At 67.4% G+C, this 16,744-nt stretch carries 16 protein-coding genes; 7 read left to right on the forward strand and 9 right to left on the reverse strand.

The genetic code is table 11. The annotated features are described in order from the left end of the window. The first annotated feature begins 154 nt into the window (after positions 1 to 154). Positions 155 to 625, forward strand: a complete 471-nt coding sequence (locus AC5RWX_RS16085; protein WP_493944952.1) for a pyridoxamine 5'-phosphate oxidase family protein — start codon at positions 155 to 157, stop codon at positions 623 to 625. Positions 626 to 716: 91 nt separating this feature from the next. Here the strand turns inward: AC5RWX_RS16085 and AC5RWX_RS16090 are convergent, their stop codons facing one another. Further along, positions 717 to 1,148, reverse strand: a complete 432-nt coding sequence (locus tag AC5RWX_RS16090; RefSeq protein ID WP_493939169.1) for a YccF domain-containing protein — start codon at positions 1,146 to 1,148, stop codon at positions 717 to 719. A 449-nt stretch (positions 1,149 to 1,597) separates the two neighbouring features. Continuing rightward, positions 1,598 to 3,313, reverse strand: coding sequence for a DEAD/DEAH box helicase (locus AC5RWX_RS16095; RefSeq protein ID WP_493944953.1), 1,716 nt, complete (start codon positions 3,311 to 3,313; stop codon positions 1,598 to 1,600). Positions 3,314 to 3,550: 237 nt separating this feature from the next. Here AC5RWX_RS16095 and trmB point away from each other — a divergent pair, with 237 nt between their 5' ends. After that, positions 3,551 to 4,462, forward strand: a complete 912-nt coding sequence (gene trmB, locus AC5RWX_RS16100) for a tRNA (guanosine(46)-N7)-methyltransferase TrmB (RefSeq protein WP_493939171.1) — start codon at positions 3,551 to 3,553, stop codon at positions 4,460 to 4,462. 31 nt (positions 4,463 to 4,493) lie between these two features. On the opposite strand, the gene AC5RWX_RS16105 is transcribed toward trmB, so the two are convergent. Together AC5RWX_RS16105 and AC5RWX_RS16110 are read right to left on the reverse strand one after the other, a co-directional pair. Further along, a complete protein-coding gene (locus AC5RWX_RS16105; protein ID WP_493939172.1) occupies positions 4,494 to 5,156 on the reverse strand; it encodes an anti-sigma factor family protein in 663 nt (220 codons plus the stop codon). Beyond that, on the reverse strand, positions 5,153 to 5,650 hold the full coding sequence (locus tag AC5RWX_RS16110) for a sigma-70 family RNA polymerase sigma factor (protein ID WP_493939173.1): 498 nt from the start codon (positions 5,648 to 5,650) through the stop codon (positions 5,153 to 5,155). Before AC5RWX_RS16110 ends, AC5RWX_RS16105 begins: the two co-directional genes overlap by 4 nt. A gap of 277 nt (positions 5,651 to 5,927) precedes the next feature. On the opposite strand from AC5RWX_RS16110, the gene AC5RWX_RS16115 reads away from it, so the two are divergent. Both AC5RWX_RS16115 and AC5RWX_RS16120 read left to right on the forward strand, forming a co-directional pair. After that, positions 5,928 to 6,491 (forward strand): COG4315 family predicted lipoprotein, encoded by a 564-nt coding sequence (locus AC5RWX_RS16115; protein ID WP_493939174.1) that lies wholly within the window; start codon positions 5,928 to 5,930, stop codon positions 6,489 to 6,491. A gap of 209 nt (positions 6,492 to 6,700) precedes the next feature. After that, positions 6,701 to 7,075: a UPF0758 domain-containing protein gene (locus tag AC5RWX_RS16120; protein ID WP_493939175.1), complete on the forward strand. Its 375-nt coding sequence runs from the start codon at positions 6,701 to 6,703 to the stop codon at positions 7,073 to 7,075. Here AC5RWX_RS16120 and AC5RWX_RS16125 read toward each other — a convergent pair. From AC5RWX_RS16125 to AC5RWX_RS16145, 5 genes are all read right to left on the reverse strand, one after another. After that, positions 7,005 to 7,424, reverse strand: coding sequence for a heat shock protein transcriptional repressor HspR (locus AC5RWX_RS16125; RefSeq protein ID WP_493939176.1), 420 nt, complete (start codon positions 7,422 to 7,424; stop codon positions 7,005 to 7,007). The genes AC5RWX_RS16120 and AC5RWX_RS16125 overlap by 71 nt on opposite strands. A gap of 68 nt (positions 7,425 to 7,492) precedes the next feature. Then, entirely contained in the window at positions 7,493 to 8,455 is a 963-nt protein-coding gene (locus AC5RWX_RS16130; RefSeq protein ID WP_493939177.1) for a DnaJ C-terminal domain-containing protein, read from the reverse strand. Positions 8,456 to 8,581: 126 nt separating this feature from the next. Next, the gene (locus AC5RWX_RS16135; protein WP_493939178.1) at positions 8,582 to 9,253 is read right to left on the reverse strand and encodes a nucleotide exchange factor GrpE; all 672 of its coding nucleotides are present in this window, start codon (positions 9,251 to 9,253) and stop codon (positions 8,582 to 8,584) included. 2 nt (positions 9,254 to 9,255) lie between these two features. Beyond that, positions 9,256 to 11,127, reverse strand: a complete 1,872-nt coding sequence (gene dnaK, locus AC5RWX_RS16140) for a molecular chaperone DnaK (protein ID WP_493939179.1) — start codon at positions 11,125 to 11,127, stop codon at positions 9,256 to 9,258. Positions 11,128 to 11,382: 255 nt separating this feature from the next. After that, the gene (locus AC5RWX_RS16145) at positions 11,383 to 13,527 is read right to left on the reverse strand and encodes an MMPL family transporter (protein ID WP_493956611.1); all 2,145 of its coding nucleotides are present in this window, start codon (positions 13,525 to 13,527) and stop codon (positions 11,383 to 11,385) included. Positions 13,528 to 13,645: 118 nt separating this feature from the next. Between AC5RWX_RS16145 and AC5RWX_RS16150 the strand changes: the two genes are divergently transcribed. The 3 genes from AC5RWX_RS16150 to AC5RWX_RS16160 are packed head-to-tail and all read left to right on the forward strand — an operon-like array spanning position 13,646 to position 16,726. Continuing rightward, a complete protein-coding gene (locus tag AC5RWX_RS16150; protein ID WP_493939181.1) occupies positions 13,646 to 14,197 on the forward strand; it encodes a MarR family winged helix-turn-helix transcriptional regulator in 552 nt (183 codons plus the stop codon). Positions 14,198 to 14,254: 57 nt separating this feature from the next. Continuing rightward, complete coding sequence (locus AC5RWX_RS16155; RefSeq protein ID WP_493939182.1) at positions 14,255 to 15,061, forward strand: class I SAM-dependent methyltransferase; 807 nt, start codon at positions 14,255 to 14,257, stop codon at positions 15,059 to 15,061. A gap of 27 nt (positions 15,062 to 15,088) precedes the next feature. Beyond that, on the forward strand, positions 15,089 to 16,726 hold the full coding sequence (locus tag AC5RWX_RS16160; protein WP_493939183.1) for a phytoene desaturase family protein: 1,638 nt from the start codon (positions 15,089 to 15,091) through the stop codon (positions 16,724 to 16,726). Positions 16,727 to 16,744: the final 18 nt, after the last annotated feature.

Genomic DNA, 16,744 nt, shown 5'->3' on the forward strand with positions numbered 1-16,744 from the left:
GCGTGCGGCCCGTGTGGTAATTCCAACACATAATGGGGAGCATTGCACCACATCGGCCGTGAATTTCCGAGCCGGTTCTGCGGCGGCAAACCCGCGCGTATTCGGCGGAGTCGCGGCCCTGTCCCGGCCCGCCGCGGACCAATACACTGATGCCATGACCACCGCGAACGAGATGCCGTCATCAACCACCCAGTTGCCGGCGGACGATTGCTGGAGATTGTTCCGCAGCGCAGACTTTGGCCGGCTCGGCGTCATCGTCGAGTCGCACCCGGAGATCTTCCCGGTCAATTACGTCGTCGACCACGGAAGTCTAGTATTCCGTTCCGCCCCGGGGACCAAGCTCGACGCTGCCTTGGCGAACGAGGTAGTGCTGGAGGTCGACGGGTTCAATCCGGACACCAGCGTTGCGTGGAGCGCGGTGGCGCGAGGCATCGCCCAGCGGATGACCAGCATCGACGATGTTCTGGAATCGGCCCTGCTGCCGCTGTTCCCTTGGCAGTCCGGTGAGAAGAACAATTTCGCCCGGATAGTGCCCACCGTCGTGACAGGACGGCGGTTTGTGGTGCCCGCATCGGCCCGCCGCGGCCCGGGGCTCAGCGACAGCCGCCGAATGACGATCGAGTAGCGTGCCTCCCCGGGCTGGCGACGCTTGCCGCCCGGTGCGGCGACGCGTGCTCCCCGCCCTGCCTCGAGCCGGCGCGGGCCGGGCGCACACTTTAGCGCCAGGCAGCCGTGCCCGGCTGATACCCGGCAACAAAACCGCGGAACGTCCGGTCGGTTGACACAATTTCCTTGCCCAGCGGGGTGAGCGACACCGGAATCATTTTGAGGTTCGCAATCGCCAGCGGAATCCCGATGATGGTGATGGCCTGCGCGATGGCCGTCAGCACATGCCCGATCGCGATCCAGATGCCGGCAACGAAGATCCAGATGATGTTTCCCACTGTGGACAGGAAGTAGGTGCGTCCGCCTCGGTCCACCACCATGCGCCCGAACGGCCACAACGCGTAGCCCGCAATCCGGAACGACGCAATGCCGAACGGGATCGTGACGATCAGCAGGCAGCACACGATGCCGGCGAGGAAGTATCCCAGGGCCAGCCAGATGCCGCCGAAAAGCAGCCAGATAATGTTTAGAAGGGCCTTCATGCCACCATTCTGACCGTTGTTGTGCCCGGCCCGCTATGCGGGATGTCCCTGAGCGGCCCCTGAGCCCTGACTTCCGGCAGCGCATGCGCTTTGTCCGACGCGGCGGGCGTGGCCCCCTGGTGGAGGCACCCGATCAGCGCCAGGTCAGGGCCCGGCTTCGACATCATCCTCCACGGCCCCTGCGTTCGGGACCAACTCAGGGGTCCTCGGCGAGGGCACCCCCTACAACCCCTGACTTGGACGACGGGGATATATCTGGCCGCGGGTCGCAACTGCCCCACGGCACAACAAAGGCCGCAGAGCCGCCCTGCCAGATGGAGGGTCGGCCCTGCGGCCTTTATTAGTGTGGTGGTCTCCGAAGTCGGGCCAGGTTTGGCTAGTCGGCTTGGCTAGTCGGCTTGGCTAGTCGGACCGGCTAGCTGACTGGACCGGCTAGCTGACTGGACCCGCTAGCTGGTGCGGCGCTTCTCCTGGGAGGCCGGAGCGGTTGCGCGGCGCGGTCCGCGCCGGGCCGGACGCTCGGCGGCCGGGCTTTCCGAGCGGTAGACCGGCCGGGTGCCGCCGGCAGCGCGCGGCGAACCGCCGGCCGTGCGCGGAGCGCCGCCCGAACGGCCCGCACCGCCGGAGCGTGAGCCGCCCGAGCCGGTGCGGCCGCCCCCGGCCGTCTGGCCCTGGCGCCCGGCTGAAGCCGAAGTCGCGGAGGAACTCCGGTGGCCGCCGTGGCTGGGGGCGGCAACGTCCTGCGAACGGCCGCGGTTGTCGCCGCGTGACGGCTGGCGCTGACCGGCCTCGGACCGACCGCCGCGGGCGGCACCGGCCTGCTGGCGGCCTTCGCCGGTACGGGGTGCTCCTCCGGCGCGGGAGCCACCGTTGCTGCGGCCGCCACCGGTGCGCAGGGCCCGCTTGCGCTGGGCGTTGGCGCCGGTAGAAGTACCGCCGCCGCGCTGTGGCTGCTTCATTGCCTGCTGCTGGGCCCGCAGCTGCGGATCCACCGGCGCGGCGACTTCGCCCACCAGGTTCGCCAGCAGTTCAGAGGAGGCCGTGACGTTCTCGAACGCCACGTCCACTCCGGCGGCCTTCATCAGTTTGCCGACCTCCAGGCGCTCTGCCGGCAGCGCCAGGGTCACCACGGTGCCATCGGAACCGGCGCGAGCGGTCCGGCCCGAACGGTGCAGGTACGCCTTGTGCTCGGTGGGCGGGTCAACGTGGATCACCAGTTCCACATCGTCCACGTGCACGCCGCGGGCCGCCACGTCGGTAGCGACCAGCACACGTACGTCGCCGGAGGAGAACTCGGCCAGGTTGCGGTCGCGGGCGTTCTGCGACAGGTTGCCGTGCAGGTCCACCGCCGGGATGCCGGCAGCCGTCAGCGCTTTGGCCAGCTTGCGGGCGTGGTGCTTGGTGCGGGTGAACAGCACGCGGCGGCCGGTGCCGGCTGCCAGCTTGTTGAGCACCTGCTTCTTTTCCGTAGCGTCGCGCGTCACGAACACGTGGTGTTCCATCGTGGTGACCGCTGCCTGCGGGTCGTCCACCGAGTGCGTCAGCGGGCTGGACAGGTAGCGCTGCACCAGCTTGTCCACGCCGTTGTCCAGTGTGGCGGAGAACAGCAGGCGCTGGCCGCCGGTCGGCGTGGTGTCCAGCAACTTCTTCACCACGGGCAGGAAGCCCAGGTCGGCCATGTGGTCGGCCTCGTCCAGTACCGTGATTTCCACCGATTCCAGCGTGATGATCTTCTGCTTCATCAGGTCTTCAAGCCGACCCGGGCAGGCAATCACAATGTCCACGCCAGCGCGCAGCGCCTTTTCCTGGCGCTGCTGGGAAACGCCGCCGTAGATCACGGTGGTGTTCAGGCCCAGCACCGCGGCCAGCGGCTCGATGGTGTTGTTAAGCTGCGTGGCGAGCTCGCGGGTGGGCGCCAGCACCAGACCCAGCGGGCGGCCCGGCTTGCGGAAATGGGCGGCTTCGCGCTCCGCCAACCGTGCCACCAGCGGCAGCGCAAAGGCCAGCGTCTTGCCGGAACCGGTGCGGCCGCGGCCTAGCACATCGCGGCCGGCCAGCGTATCGGGCAGCGTCTCGGTCTGGATGGGGAACGGCGCTTCAATGCCGTCGGCGGCGAGCTTCGCAGCGAGGGGCTTGGGCACGCCAAGGGCAGCAAAAGTAGTCATAATAAGTGCAAATGTCTTCCGGTCAGTGTCCCCGCGGCAGGTTAGCCCAGGGTCGCCGAAGAAAAATCAGACAGTGCCAACCGCCCCGGATCAGTCCGGTCACGTCGTCAGACGGAAAAGCAGCGGTGCAAATGAAAGCGTTCATCGACGCAGGAAAACGCATCAATGACGTTTTCGAGTACCCCCAGTCTAGCAGCACGGCCGGGCCGCACCCGCACTGGCGATACGCTGGTAGGGATGACCAGCAACTCCCCCACCCCTGATTCTTCCGCGGACGACGTCGGTGCGCGCCTCACGCCGCCCGTCCACCTCGCCCAGCCGGTCAGCTTTGTGCGCCGCGGCTCGCGGCTGCAGGGCCGGCGCCAGCAGGCCTGGGACGACTACGCACCGAAGTTCGCCATCGACCTCCCCCGGGCAGGCGGCGACACCACCGTGGACCCGGACTACGTTTTCGATGCGGCAGCCGCCTTCGGGCGCGAAGCCCCGTTGGTAATGGAGATCGGCTCCGGCCTGGGCGAAGCCGTTTGCCATGCCGCCGAACAGGACCCGGAACGGAACTTCCTTGCCTTGGAGGTGTACCGTCCCGGGCTGGCGCAGACCCTGCTGCGGATCGGCCAGCGCAACCTGACCAACGTCCGCGTCGCGCAGGTCAACGCACCCGAAGCCCTGGCCACGATGCTGCCCGAGTCCTCGCTCGCCGAGCTCTGGGTATTCTTTCCCGACCCCTGGCACAAAACCCGCCACCACAAGCGCCGGCTGGTGCAGGAAAGCTTCGTCAGGCTCGCCGCCCGCGTACTGCAGCCGGGCGGGATCTGGCGGTTGGCCACGGACTGGTCCGACTACGCCATCCAAATGCGCCGGGTTGCCGACGCGTCGCCGGACTTCACCAATCTGCACGCCGGCGAGCGCAGCGGCGCCGACAGCCCGTTGACCCAGGTGTGGGAGAGCGGCGTCGAAGGGGTAGTGGGCGGCGCGCCGGTCCGCGAGGGCAAGGTTCCGGTCAGCACCGGCAACGCCAGCACCGGTGAGGGCATGGACGAGCTCGGCGGCTGGGCGCCCCGCTTCGACGGCCGGACCATGACCAGCTTCGAGCAGAAGGCACACGACGCGGGACGGATGATCTTCGACCTCGCCTACCGCCGGAACTGATCCCCACCGGAACTGATCCGCCCGCCCGGGCTCAGTCGGTGGTCACCGCCGCCAGCGTGGTATCCGACTCGTTGCGTAGTTCCACCGAGGCGATTTGGTCGGTGTCCATGGCGCAAGCCGCGGTGAGGGTGGCCCGGCCGGCCGGAGTGCCCTGCCAGGATGCCACCTGATAGGTGTAGCCGGACTTGCCGGTCACCCACAGGGTGAGGATGCCGCTCTCCGGCAGCTCCTGCCCCGCCACTTCCATCTCCGTCCCCCAGGTCTTGGGCAGCAGCGCAACCTCAACCTGCAGGCCGCCGTCGGCAGTCATGGTGTAGGTGTCCGACGGCGGTTGCGGTTGCTGCTGCTGGGCCAGCAGCGGCCCGACCGATGCCCCGGCCACCAGGCACACCCCCGCCACGGCCGCCACCAGCCCGGTCCATCGTCGTCGTTCTTTCCTTCGCCGCCGGGCCAGTTCATCCATCAGTTCGCGGGTGCGCTGCTCGACTTCCTGCGGCGGCGGGGACTCCAGGTCCAGCGCCACGTTGCGCGGCAGTGCGTCCAGCAGGTCCGGCAGCGATTCCAGTTCGGCGGCTTCCCGCCGGCACTCCGGGCAGTCGGCCAGATGCTCTTCGAAGAACGCCCGTTCATGACGATCCAGTCCGCCCAGGATGTAGAGGCCGAGCAGTTGGTGCTGTTCCTCGCTGGTATTCACGGCTGACCCACCCCCATCTCATCCAGTACCGACCGTAAAGCCTTGGCCGCATAGAACGCTCGCGACTTCACTGTGCCCAGCGGAATGCCCAGCGACTGCGCGGCTTCAGGAGCAGTGAGCCGCTGGTAGTGCAAGGCGACAATAATATTGCGGTGGTCCGTGCTGATTCGCGCCAGAGCTTCCTCCATGACCACCCGCAGCAGTAGTCGATCAAACGGGTCTTCGTCACCGTTCGGCTCGTCTTCGCCCAGTTCGGTCTCTTCCGGCCGCCGGCTGCGGCGCCGGTAGCCGTCGATGATGACGTGCCGGGCCGTCTGGTACAGGTAGCCGCGCATGTTGTCCGTTTCCGGGCCGCGCTTCCACACCCGCAGGATGGTTTCCTGAACGACGTCCTCCACTTGGTCGGCGTTGGAGGTGGCTGCGCGCACGAACCGCCGCAACGCTGGGGCGTGCTCGCGGTACAGGCGGGCCACGGCCTCGTCATCAAGTGCCACGGCTGCCTCCTCCCTGAGCGGGAAACCGCACCGTCAGAAGCCGGCGGCGTCGGCGCCCGGTTCTTCTACCCAGTACGACGACGGCGGCGGCCTGTCGGTTCACCCGTTCCCAGAAGCATGGTGCCGACAGATGCCGTCCGCCCGGCGTGGTGCCGACAGATGCCGTCCACCCGGCGTTGAACCATTGTGGGCTCGTGCGGCGTCTTTTCCAATAGCGGGTCGCACCCCGCGGCACCGCACTCCGGGCAGCGCCCGGGGAGACGGCAAAGGAACCCACATGAAAATCACACAGACAGCCCGGGCCGCCCTGCTGGCCGCTGGCATGCTGGTCCTGGCCGGTTGTGGCGGCAATTCAGGTACCGAGGGGCCCGCCGCGACGCAAGCGCCGTCGGCGAGCGAATCCGGCATGGCCAGCGAATCCGGCATGGCCAGCGAATCGCCCTCTCCGCAGATGTCGGGTGGCGGGCAGTCCAGCGGCGAAGCGGCCGGCGCCGCCAGCACGCTGACCACCGCGGAGACCAAGCTTGGCAAGATCGTAGTGGACGGCAAAGGGATGACCGTCTACTACTTCACCAAAGATGTTCCCAACTCGGGCAAGAGCGCCTGCACGGGCGAGTGCTTGGCGGCCTGGCCGCCGGTACTGGCTGAAACAAAGCCGAAATTGGAAGGGGTTACCGCCAAGGTGGGGCTCATCGAGACTCCGGACGGGCTGCACCAAGTCACCCTGAACGGCATGCCCATCTACTACTGGGCCAAGGACAAATCCCCAGGCGACACCACCGGGCAGGACGTGAACGAGGTCTGGTACGTGGTCGCCCCCAACGGGGACATGATCAAGTAATACGCGCCACCATCCGCCCGCAGCTGCCCAGCAGGGGCACGGCAGCTGCGGGTTTACTCCGTCGCCACGCGTCCGCAAGCTTTGCGGTTCGCGGCTGAGGTGTGCCCTGCCAAGGGAGCCTGCCTACACAAGCGGGCTCAAGCAGCCGCCGTCCACAACCGGCCGGCAGGGCCTCCGGGGCTGGCGTGTTGCGGCCTTACCGTGAAGCCATGAACAGCCATACCAGCATTGCCGAGATGCCCGAAGAAAACCGGCCGCGCGAGCGCCTTGCCCGTTTCGGAATGCGCCGGCTGCGCGACGCCGAAGTGATGGCGCTGGTAGTCGGCTCCGGATCCCGCACGGCCAGCAGCATCGAACTAGCGCAGGCGGTCCTGAAAAAACTGGGAGGTCCGGCCGGGCTGCGGCAGGCCTCGGTCGAGGAGTTGCTGGCCGTCCCGGGGGTGGGCGGAGCGCTGGCCGCTCGGATTGCCGGAGCCATGGAACTGGCACGGCGGGCGGCGGCCCGCGAACGGATTAGCGCTGCGGGCGCCAAACCACCAGGGCCTGACTGCGCGGACGAGGCCGCTGGCCGCGGACCAGACTGACCACGTCTCCGGCCAGCCCCGCGGCGAACACGCGGCTGGAATCCGCGCGGCGCTGCTGGGACATCAGTTCCTCGGACAAATCCCGGACCTGGGCCCGCAGGGCAGCAACCTCGTTCTGCAACTGCAGGATCCGCTTGATCCCTTCCAGCGAGACACCTTCCTGGGACAGCCGCTGGACTTCGCGCAGCGTATTCACATCCTGCTGGGAATAGCGGCGCTGCCTGCCCCGCTGACGCGACGGTGAGACGAGACCGAGGCGGTCGTACTGGCGCAGGGTCTGCGGGTGCATGTCAGCCAGTTCGGCGGCCACAGAAATCACGAAAATCGGCGTATCCACATCTATACCCACGGTGCTCTCCCTCCTGCGCTGCGCGCGTTTACCGCCCGGTCCTTCCGGTCTGCTGAAAATCCGGCCCGCTACAACCGTGCCTTGGCGGCAAGGTTGCCGCGCGGGTCCGATCCTGCTGTCGCCGCCGCAAAGGCGTTGACTGCGTCTTCTGCTTCCTTGCCAAGGTTTTGCGGAACCACCACATCGATGGTTACCAGCAAGTCCCCGGTGGCCTTCGACGTCTTCACCCCGCGCCCCTTCACGCGCAGTGTCCGACCGGACGGCGTGCCGGCCGGCACCTTGACCTTGACGAATTCACCGGAAAGCGTCGGCACTTCGATCTGCGCCCCTAGCGCGGCCTCCGGGAAGGTCACCGGGACGTGGATCCGGATGTTGTCGCCGTCGCGCTGGAAAAAGGGGTGTGGCTTGACGTTGACGGTCACCATCAGGTCGCCGGCGCCGGCCGGACCCGGCTGACCCTTGCCGCGGACGCGGACCTTCTGCCCGTCCTTAATACCGGCGGGGATCCGCACATCGATGACTTCGCCGCTGGGCTCGCGCAATCCGATGGTGGTGCCGTTGATGGAACCGGCAAAGGAAATGCTGGTGCTCGCGGTGCGGTCAGCGCCCTTGCGCGGGGGCTGCTGTTGGTAGCCGCCGAAGCCGCCGAACAGGTCCGCGAACTCCGGCGGCACGTTGCCGGCGGTGCTGGTACGGGTGCGGGTCCCCTGGCCGAACAGGTTGCCGAAAATGTCCTCGAAGCCGCCGGCACCAGGCCCTCCGGCGCCCGGCCCTCCAGCACTGAAGCGGGCGCCGCTGCCCATCGCCCGGATCGCGTCGTATTGCTCGCGCTCCTGCGGGTCGGACAGGACGGAGTAAGCCTCGGAGACGTCCTTGAACTTTTTCTCCGAGGCAGCATCGCCCGAATTGGTGTCCGGATGGTGCGTCCGAGCGAGTTTGCGGTACGCCTTCTTGATGTCTGCGTCAGACGCATCTTTGGAGACACCGAGGATCTTGTAGAAGTCCTTCTCGACCCAGTCCTGGCTAGCCATGCAGGCGCCTCCTTTCAGTTTCACAAAAGTCTATGGGCCTTCCGGCCCGGACGATGACGGGTTGGCTTCCGGCGGACCGGAAACCAACCCGTCATCTGTTCTCAAGCGTCATGGCACCCGGGGGCGTCATTCAGCCGGTACTGCCACCACTACCTGGGCAGCGCGCAGCACGCGGTCACCCGATCTGTAGCCCAGCCGCAGGATCTGGCTGACCGAGTCCACTTCCACCTCTGCGTCGGGCTGCTGCATCAGGGCCTCGTGGATGTTCGGGTCGAACTCCACGCCGGTCTCCTCGATACGGGTCAGGCCGTAGGTCTTCAGCACGTTGTCCAGCTTGGTGGCAATGGCCGCGAACGGACCGTCGGACAGGTCGCCGTGTTGGCGCGCTGCGTCAATGTCATCCAGGACTGGAAGCAACGAGTTCAGCACGCCGATGACGGCCATCTCGCCAGCCACCGCACGGTCGCGTTCCACCCGCTTGCGGTAGTTCACGTACTCGGCCTGCAGCCGGAGCAGATCGTTCTTGAGCTCCTCGGCTTCCTGCGACGTGGTGCCTTGGGCAACTGACTCCCCCGCCGGGACCTCGGCCCCGTTGAGGATTTCCTCCGCCTGGGCCAGCGCGTCCGCGTCCGCACCCTGACCGGCTGCGGAAGTCGTTCCTGCAGCCTGGTCAGCATTGCCGTTGCCGCTACCGGCAGCAGCTCCGCGGACCTTTCCGGTCTCCGGGTCGATCTTGCGGTTGTCGCGGAAGTTCACCGGCTCTGACTGGTGTTCTTCTTCGTTACCGTTTTCCGCCATGGTTACTTCTTCTCGTCTTCTTCGTCGACCACTTCAGCGTCCACGATGTCCTCGTCAGCGCCGGTCCCGGAGGTACCCGCACCGGCGGGAGCGCCGTCGGCTCCGGCTGCGCCGGAAGTTTGGGCCTGCGAGTAGATGGCCTCGCCCAGCTTGGACTGCGACGTCTGGAGCTTCTCGAACGCGGCCTTGACCTCGTCGTCGTTGTCCTGCTTTTCCAGGGCAGACTTCAAAGCGTCGACGTCGGCCTTGACCTCGGTCTTGACCTCTTCCGGCAGCTTGTCGTCGTTGTCGGCGAGCAGCTTGTCAACGGAGTAGGCCAGCTGCTCGGCCGAGTTGCGGGTGTCGGCGGCCTCGCGGCGCTTCTTGTCCTCGGCAGCATGCTCTTCGGCTTCACGGACCATGCGGTCAATGTCGTCCTTGGACAGCGCGGTGCCGCCGGTGATGGTCATCGACTGCTCGGCGCCGGTGCCCTTGTCCTTGGCGGAGACGTGCACAATGCCGTTGGCGTCGATGTCGAAGGTGACCTCCACCTGGGGCACTCCGCGCGGAGCCGGGGCGATGCCGGTCAGCTCGAAGGTGCCCAGCGGCTTGTTGTCGCGGGTGAACTCGCGCTCGCCCTGGAAGACCTGGATGGCCACGGACGGCTGGTTGTCGTCAGCTGTCGTGAAGGTCTCGGACCGCTTGGTCGGGATGGCTGTGTTGCGCTCGATCAGGTGCGTCATGATGCCGCCCTTGGTCTCGATGCCCAGCGACAGCGGGGTCACGTCGATCAGCAGCACGTCCTTGCGCTCGCCCTTCAGGACGCCGGCCTGCAGGGCCGCACCCACGGCCACGACCTCGTCCGGGTTCACGCCCTTGTTCGGCTCCTTGCCGCCGGCCATCTCCTTGACCAGGTCAACCACTGCCGGCATGCGCGTGGAGCCGCCCACCAGGACGATGTGGTCGATGTCGGAAACCTTGATGCCGGCCTCCTTGATGACGTCGTGGAACGGCTTCTTGGTCCGGTCCAGCAGGTCCTTGGTCAGGTCCTGGAACTTCGCGCGGCTGAGGTGCTCGTCCAGGTGGACCGGGCCCTCCGGGGTGACCGAGAGGTACTGCAGCGAGATGTTGGTGGAGGAGGCAGAGGAGAGTTCCTTCTTGGCCTGCTCGGCTGCTTCCTTCAGGCGCTGCAGGGCGATCTTGTCCTTGGACAGGTCAGCGCCCTTGGCCTTGGCCTGCTGGAGCAGGAAGTCCACCACGCGCTGGTCCCAGTCGTCGCCGCCGAGGCGGTTATCACCCGAGGTGGCGCGGACCTGGATGGTGGAGAAGTCGTCCTCGTCCTTGCCGACTTCCAGCAGGGACACGTCGAAGGTGCCGCCGCCGAGGTCGAAGACCAGAATGAGTTCGTCTTCCTTGCCCTTGTCCAGACCGTAGGCCAGCGCGGCAGCGGTCGGCTCGTTCACAATGCGCAGGACGTTCAGTCCGGCAATTTCGCCGGCTTCCTTGGTGGACTGGCGCTCGGCGTCGTTGAAGTACGCCGGCACGGTGATCACCGCGTCGGTGACCTTCTCACCCAAGTAGGACTCGGCATCGTGCTTGAGCTTCTGCAGCACACGGGCGGAGATTTCCTGGGCGGTGTAGTTCTTGCCGTCGATCTCGACCTTCCAGTCGGTGCCCATGTGGCGCTTGACCGAGGAAATGGTGCGCTCGATGTTGTTCACGGCCTGACGCTTGGCGATCTCGCCGACCAGCACCTCGCCGGACTTGGAAAAAGCGACAACGGACGGAGTGGTGCGGCCACCCTCGGCGTTGGCGATGACGGTGGGTTCGCCACCCTCCAGAACAGAGACAACGGAGTTGGTGGTTCCGAGGTCGATACCTACTGCACGAGACATACGCGTGTCCTTCCTTTGCGGCCGCAGCGGCGGCCTTGTTCACTGTGGCGGCCCGGGCGCCGGAACTGAACCGGCGGCCACCGCCGGGAGCGGCGGCTATTGAGCCTTCTGCACTCAAGTTTACTCGGGCTGTTCGCTTTGTCAATCAAGTTGAGCGCATCTCGCTCAACTTTGGCACTGCAAGGCAACGACGGCGGGGGCACTGGTTGATACCCTCGCCCCCCGCCGTGCGCCGCCAACCCGGCAGCGCTGCTGTCAGCCCGCGGAATGCCCGCTGCCTGCTCCCACCAGCTCACGCTGCGAGGTTTCCTTGCGGGCAAGCTTGGACGGCCACCAGATGTTCGGCCCGATGTCGTACGACAGCGCCGGGATCAGCAGCGAACGCACCAGCACAGTGTCCAGCAGGACACCGAAGGCCACAATGAAGGCGAGCTGGCCCAGGAACAGAATCGGGATCACGCCCAGCGCGGCAAAGGTGGCAGCCAGCACCACGCCGGCCGAGGTGATGACGCCGCCGGTGGAGCCCAGCCCGCGGAGGATGCCGGGCCTGGTGCCCAGCCGCAGCGATTCCTCCCGCACCCGGGTCATCAGGAAAATGTTGTAGTCGATCCCCAGGGCGACCAGGAAGACGAAGCCGTACAGCGGAACCGAGGCATCCGCCCCCGGAAATCCGAAGACGTGGTTGAAGACCAGCGCGGAGACGCCCAGCGCGGTCAGGTAGGACAGCGCCACGGACAGGATCAGCAGCACCGGCGCCAGGATGGAGCGCAGCAGCAAGATCAGGATGACCAGGATGACGCCGAGCACCATCGGCGCGATCTTCAACAGGTCGGCCTGCGCCGTGACACTCGTATCCAGCGCGACCGCAGTGACGCCGCCAACCAGGGCCTGCGGATCGACTGCGTCCAGAGCAGTGCGCAGGTCGGCAACAGTGGCCTCGGCCGCGTCGGAGTCGGGCACATCCTTGAGCGTGGCATTGATCATCACCCGGCCGTCGAGCTCCACCACCTGGTCGTCCCGGGTGAAGAGCTCGGCCGAGGCAACCCCCTCCTCGCCCCGGACCGCCTCCAGCACGTCGTCCCGCTGGCTGCCGTCGGCGACGACGACTGCCGGATTGCCCGCGCCGGCGTCGAAATGCCGAACCAAAGCGTCCTGTCCGTCCGCCGAATCCGTCGTCACCAGGACCAGCTCCGACTGCGGCACTCCGTGCGCCTGCAGCTGCAGCACGCCCATCGCCCCGGCAGCCAATAGCAGCACCGACACCATCCAGGTGGCCCGCGGCCTCCGGGCCACCAGATGGGCCATCCGGAGCCACAACCCGCGCAGGCCCTCGGTTCCGGCCACCGGGTGTTCGGGCTGGCCGATGTGGGCGCGATGCCCGGGGCGGGGCACGAGCGGCCAAAAGGCGCTGCGTCCGGTCAACAGCAGGACCGCGGGCAGGAACGTCAGCGCCGCCAGCACGGCGAACACAATGCCGATGGCTGCGATCGGCCCCAGGCTGCGGTTGGAGTTCAGGTCGGAGAACAGCAGGCACAGCAGCGCCAGGATCACGGTGGCACCGGAAGCGGCAATGGGCTCGACCGCACCGCGGTAGGCGGTCTTCATCGCCGCCCACTTCGACTCCTGCTCCCCCAACGCCTCGCGGTAGCGGGCGGTCAGCAGCAAGGCGTAGTCAGTGGCGGCGCCGATCACCAGGATGGACAGGATGCCTTGGCTCTGGCCGCTGAGCTGGATCCAGCCCTGCAGCGCGAACCAGTACACCACCAGAATGGCCGCACAGAGCGCGAACACGGAGGTCAGCAGCACCAGGAACGGCAGCAGGAGCGCGCGGTAGACCAGCAGCAGGATCACGAAGACGGCCCCCAACGCCACTCCCAGCAGCAACCCGTCAATGCCGCCGAAGGCCTCGACAAGGTCGGCGATGAACCCGGCCGGGCCCGTCACGTAGCCGGTGGCGGAGTCCGGGAGCCCGGCCGCCAGCACCGCGCGCAGTTCGGTGACCACCTCGCCGGCATCCAGGTTCTCCGGCACCGGCACGATGAACTGCACCGCTTCGAAGTCTTCGGACGGAACGGGCCCCACCACCTGGTTGGCACCGCCGCTGTCCAGGCCGGCCGCTTCCGCCAGCCGTATGGCCAGCGGCGCGTAGTCTGCCAGTTGCTGCGGCTGGATCGGCTCAGCAAATTCGACGACGGCGATGGCCGGCACGGCGTCGGAGCCGCGGAAGCGCTGCTGCCATTCACCGGCGGCGGTGGACTCGGCACTGGCCGGCAGGAATCCGGCCTGGTCGTTGGTGGAGACGTCGGAGAGCTTGCCGAACGTCGGCCCGCCGAGGCTGGCGGCGGCCAGCCAGGCCACCACCACCAAGGCGGGAAGGAGCATTCTGATCCAGCGGGCCATGGCAATCGGTCCTTCGGAATCTGGGCAGCGAAAACAAGCTCCACTATAGAGTAGTTCCACGCTGGAGATAACCGCTGGGTGAACTATCCTGTGGAGGGGATTGATGGAAGGAGGGCATGTGGAACCGCGCACAGACCGGCTGATGCTGCTGTTGCAGGAGTTCGTCGTCGAAAGCGAACGCTACATCGAGGCGGTCAGCGAACGGGATGCCCTGCACCGCACCGACCTCAACGCCCTCGCGGCAATGGTCCGGGCCGCCGCCGCCGGCCGCACCGTGACTCCCGGCCTGCTGCGGACCGAACTCCACCTCAGCTCTCCGGCAACCACCGCACTGGTCGACCGGCTGGACCGCTCCGGGCACGTCAACCGCACGCGCAGCGACACCGACCGCCGCAAGGTGTACCTGGAACTGACGGACAAGGCCCGTGCCACCGGCGGCGCGATGTTCGCCCCGCTGGCCCGGCACATCGGCCAGGTACTGGACAGCTACCCAGCGGAGGACCGCCAGCGGCTCGCCGGCTTCCTGGCCGACATCATCACCGCCACGTCAGCTGCCTGCCTGGAGGTCGCCGACCGCGGCGAAGACCTGGCCGGCAACGGGAATCCGGCCGGCGACGCGCCCCAAGGCAGCGACGAGCCGGAGAACGGGCCCGCCGGAGTCGACAAATAGCGCAACATTCCGGCACGGCAGCTACTTGCCGGCAGGGGCGCAGAGTAGTCTCCCACTATGAAGGACGAGGTCTACTCCCACGGCCACCACAAAAGCGTGGTCAACGCCCATGCGATCCGCACCGCAGAGGACTGCGCAGCCTATCTTCTGCCCGAACTCAAGCCCGGCATGATGTTGCTGGACGTGGGCTGCGGCCCGGGCAGCATTACCGTTGATTTGGCCGAACTGGTCGCCCCCGGGCAGGTCATCGGCCTGGACCGGTCCGATGACGTGCTGACCCAGGCGGCCGAACTCGCCGCGCTGCGCGGCATCGAGAACGCCACGTTCGTCGGCGGCAACATCTATGACCTCGAGTTCGACGACGACACCTTCGACGTGGTCCACGCCCACCAGGTCCTGCAGCACCTGACCGATCCGGTGGCCGCACTATACGAAATGCGGCGGGTGGTCAAGCCCGGCGGCATCGTGGCCGTGCGGGACGCCGATTTCCACGGCATGAGCTGGTACCCGGAGCTGCCCGAACTCACCGACTGGATGGACACCTACCAGCAGATTGCCCGCGGCAACCGGGCGGAACCGGACGCCGGCCGGCACCTGATTTCCTGGGCGCAGGCAGCAGGCTTCCGCGAGATCACCCCGTCGTCGTCCAATTGGCTGTACGCCACCGAAGAACAGCGCCGCTGGCAGGGCGACGTGTGGTCCGAGCGCGTCCTGCACTCGGCCTACGCGGAACAGTCGCTGGAACGCGGGCTGCTCGACCAGGCCGGGCTGGAGCGGATTGCGCAGGGCTGGCTGGCTTGGGCCGACGCGCCGGATGCCTGGTTCCTGATTCCCAACGGCGAGATCCTGGCCCGCAAACCCTGACCCAATAGCAGACAGGATCTGGCGGACATGCCCGGACAGTATGACGTCGTGGTCATCGGCGGCGGCCACAACGGCTTCGTTGCCGCCGCCTATCTGGCCCGCGCCGGACAGAGCGTGCTGGTGCTCGAGCGCGAAGACCGGCTCGGGGGTGCGGCGGTATCCGCGGAAGTCTTCCCCGGCACCGGGGCCCGCATCTCCCGCTATTCGTATCTGGTCAGCCTGCTGCCGCGGCGCATCATCGAGGACCTGGCCCTGGACCTGCGGCTGCTGCGCCGGCGCTACTCGTCCTACACTCCGCTGCCGGGCACGAGCACCGGGCTGCTGGTGGACAACCAGGACCCGGAGGCCACCCGCTCGTCCTTCAGCGCCGTAGGCGCCGCCGCAGACTTCGGCGCCTTCACCGAGTTCTACCAGCGCACCGGCCGGCTGGCCCGGGCGGTCTGGCCCACTGTCACCGAACCGCTGCCCCGCCGCTCCGAGCTGCGCCGCCGGCTGGGCGACGACGAGACCTGGAACGACTTCATCGACCGGCCGATCGGCGACGTCCTGGAGCGCAGCTTCGCCTCGGACACGGTCCGCGGCGTGGTGCTTACCGACGCGCTGATCAGCACCTTTGCCCGCGCCCATGACGCCGACCTGCAGCAGAACAAGTGCTTCCTCTACCATGTGGTCGGCGGCGGCACCGGCGACTGGGACGTGCCCGAGGGCGGCATGGGCGCCGTCACCGCCGCGCTGGAAACGGCCGCCCGCCGCGCCGGTGCAGAACTGCGCACCTCGGCGGAGGCCATCGCGGTGACCCCGGACGGAGAGGTGCGGTACAACGACGGCGGGACCGACGTCGTTGTTTCCGCGAAGCGGGTACTCGCCAACGTCTCGCCCACGGTCCTGAACGGGCTGCTGGCCGCCGGCGGCGCCGAACCGGCCACGCCGCCGGGTCCCCCGCCCGAGGGCGCACAAGCCAAGGTGAACCTGCTGTTGTCCCGGTTGCCGAAACTGCGGGACAGCACGGTGGCGCCGGAAGCGGCTTTTGGCGGGACCTTCCACATCAACGAGCTGTACTCACAGCTGGAGCGGGCCTTCACGGAAGGCGTCGACGGCCGGATTCCGGATCCGCTGCCCGCGGAAATCTACTGCCACTCCCTCACCGACCCGTCCATCCTCTCGCCTGAACTGCAGGCCTCCGGCGCCCAGACCCTCACCGTGTTTACGCTGCAGACCCCGCACCGGCTGCTCACCGAGGAGAACAACGACGCGATCCGCGCGCAGTTGCAGCAGGCCGTGCTGACCTCGCTTAATTCGGTGCTCGACGAGCCGATCGAAGACTGCATCCTGCGCGACGACCGCGGAGAACCGTGTATCGAAACCAAGACCACGCTCGACCTGCAGCAGGCGCTGAACCTCACCGGCGGGAGCATCTTTCACGGACCGCTGGACTGGCCGTTCGCCGAAGACGACGAGCCACTGGACACCCCCGCCCGGCGCTGGGGCGTGGCCACCGCCCATGACCGAATCCTGCTGTGCGGTGCCGGTGCCCGCCGCGGCGGCGGCGTCAGCGGTCTCGGCGGCCACAACGCGGCCATGGCGGTGCTGGAAGAGGCGGTGTTGGGACCCGGCGAGTTGGAAGAGGCGGCGTTGAAAAAGGGCGCGCCGGAAAAGGGCGCGTAACCTCGTAGAACACCTGAC

It is taken from the genome of Arthrobacter sp. SPT-J7 (assembly GCF_059089965.1).